This is a genomic window from Arthrobacter sp. Dra40 (genome assembly GCF_059091905.1).
In genome coordinates this window covers 1-2,319 of sequence record NZ_JBNHHB010000417.1, presented here as the reverse complement: position 1 = coordinate 2,319, position 2,319 = coordinate 1, and the positions used below count along the sequence as shown (strand labels likewise).

At 64.4% G+C, this 2,319-nt stretch carries 2 protein-coding genes; both read right to left on the bottom strand.

Features of this window, described 5'->3' with window-relative positions:
* Window positions 1-39: 39 nt before the first annotated feature.
* On the bottom strand, window positions 40-309 hold the full coding sequence (locus AC5RWT_RS36665) for a GlsB/YeaQ/YmgE family stress response membrane protein (protein WP_493968226.1): 270 nt from the start codon (window positions 307-309) through the stop codon (window positions 40-42).
* Between the two features lie 178 nt (window positions 310-487).
* Complete coding sequence (locus AC5RWT_RS36660; protein WP_494084506.1) at window positions 488-2,266, bottom strand: acetyl/propionyl/methylcrotonyl-CoA carboxylase subunit alpha; 1,779 nt, start codon at window positions 2,264-2,266, stop codon at window positions 488-490.
* Between the last annotated feature and the right edge of the window lie 53 nt (window positions 2,267-2,319).

Genomic DNA, 2,319 nt, shown 5'->3' with positions numbered 1-2,319 from the left:
GGGCCCGTACTGCTTAAGGAGCAGTTCTAACGGCCAAAGTTAGGCTGTTGTACTCCTCCTCTTCGTGATGAAGCCCCAGATCACCAGCACGATCAGGGCGCCAATAATAGCCCAGATCCACGATGCGAGGCTAAAGAATTCGTTCATATCGACACCTGCCACGGCACCGCCGATCCAGCCACCCAGGAGGGCGCCGATGACACCGAGGACCAGTGTGGCAATCCAGCCGCCGCCCTGCCGTCCGGGAAGGATCAACTTTGCGATGGCGCCGGCAATAAGTCCAAGTAAGAGGAAAGCTAGGAAGTTCATCAGGTGCATCTCCTTTGGTAGGTGATACTTCATTTCTCCCGGTCAGACCGGGTTGCTGCTCCTTGTAAGCATCACGCTACCGCATGGACAGCGTGCTTAGTAAGTTCCCACGCCCACTTAGTACCTAAAACGTGACAGAACTACAACGAGTGATACAGTTCGGCCTCAAAAAGCGCCCTTAGTCGGCGATGGTGGCCAGCACGGCACCGGCGGAAACCGTGTCACCGGGCTTGGCGGTCAGCCCGGAAATCGTCCCGGACTTATGGGCCGTGAGCGGCTGCTCCATCTTCATCGCTTCCAGCACGACGACGAGATCACCTTCTGCGACGGCGTCGCCCTCGGAGACCGCCACCTTGACGATCGTGCCTTGCATCGGCGAAGCCAACGCGTCGCCGCTGGCAGGCGCGCCGGCGGCCGAACCGGAACGTCCCCGGCTGCGCTTAGACTTGCCGTTTGACTTAGCCGGCGGCCCGGACAGGCCGCCCAAGCCTGCCGGGAGCACGACTTCGAGCCGCTTGCCCCCGACTTCGACAGTGACCCGCTGGCGTTCGCTCTCATCCTCAGGGGCAGCCGCCGGGGCGGACTGGAACGCCGGTATGTCATTGACGAATTCGGTTTCGATCCAGCGGGTGTGGACGCTGAAGGCCCCCTCCGCCGGAGCGAACGCCGGGTCGGCCACTGCAGCCCGGTGGAACGGCAGGACGGTGGGCATTCCGCCGATCTCCATCTCGTCCAGTGCCCGCCGCGCGCGCTCCAGCGCCTGCGTACGGGTGCTTCCGGTAACAATCAATTTGGCCAGCATCGAGTCGAAATTGCCGCCAATGACTTCACCGGCTTCTATGCCGGAATCCACGCGGACGCCGGGGCCCGTGGGCAGGCGCAGGGTTTCGACGGTGCCGGGGGCCGGCATGAAGTTGCGGCCGGCGTCCTCGCCGTTAATACGGAACTCGAACGAGTGGCCGCGCACTTCCGGGTCGCCATAGCCAAGTTCTTCGCCGCGGGCCAGGCGGAACTGTTCCCGGACCAGGTCGATGCCGGTGACTTCCTCTGAAACGGGGTGCTCCACCTGCAGGCGGGTGTTGACCTCCAGGAAGGAGATAGTGCCGTCTTGGCCGACCAGGAATTCACAGGTGCCGGCGCCCTGGTAATTGGCTTCGCGCAGGATGGCCTTGGACGCTTCGTAGAGGCGTTGATTCTGCTCCGCCGAGAGGAAGGGGGCCGGGGCCTCCTCCACGAGTTTTTGGTTGCGGCGCTGCAGCGAGCAGTCCCGGGTGGATATGACCACCACGTTGCCATGGGCATCGGCAAGGCACTGGGTTTCCACGTGCCGGGGAGAGTCCAGGAAACGCTCCACAAAGCATTCGCCCCTGCCGAACGCCGCCGTGGCCTCGCGCACCGCTGATTCGTAGGACTCGGGGATGTCGCCGCGGTCGCGGACCACCTTGATGCCGCGGCCGCCGCCGCCGTAGGCCGCTTTGATGGCCAGCGGCAGGCCGTGCGTGTCGGCGAAGTCCAGGACCTCCTGCACGCTGCCCACCGGATCGGGCGTGCCGGGGACCAGGGGCGCGCCTACCCGTTCGGCGATATGCCGGGCCTGGACTTTGTCGCCCAGTTGGGAGATGGCGTCGGGGGAGGGGCCAATCCAGGTCAGCCCCGCGTCGATGACCCGCTGGGCGAAGTCTGCGTTTTCGGAGAGGAAGCCATAGCCGGGGTGGACGGCGTCGGCACCGGCAGCCTCTGCTACCTGCAGGAGCTTGTCCATCACCAGGTAGGACTCGGCAGCGGTGCTGCCGCCCAGCGCGTAGGCTTCGTCTGCCAGCCGGACATGCAGGGCATCCCGGTCCGGATCCGCGTAGACGGCGACCGAGGCAATGCCCTCGTCCCGTGCGGCGCGAACGATGCGAACGGCAATCTCACCACGGTTGGCGATCAGTACCTTGGTGATGCGCTGGGTCATTCAAAGCTCCTTCTATCCTTGAGGAGCCTAGCCTGATTTTGCGGGAATCGCTC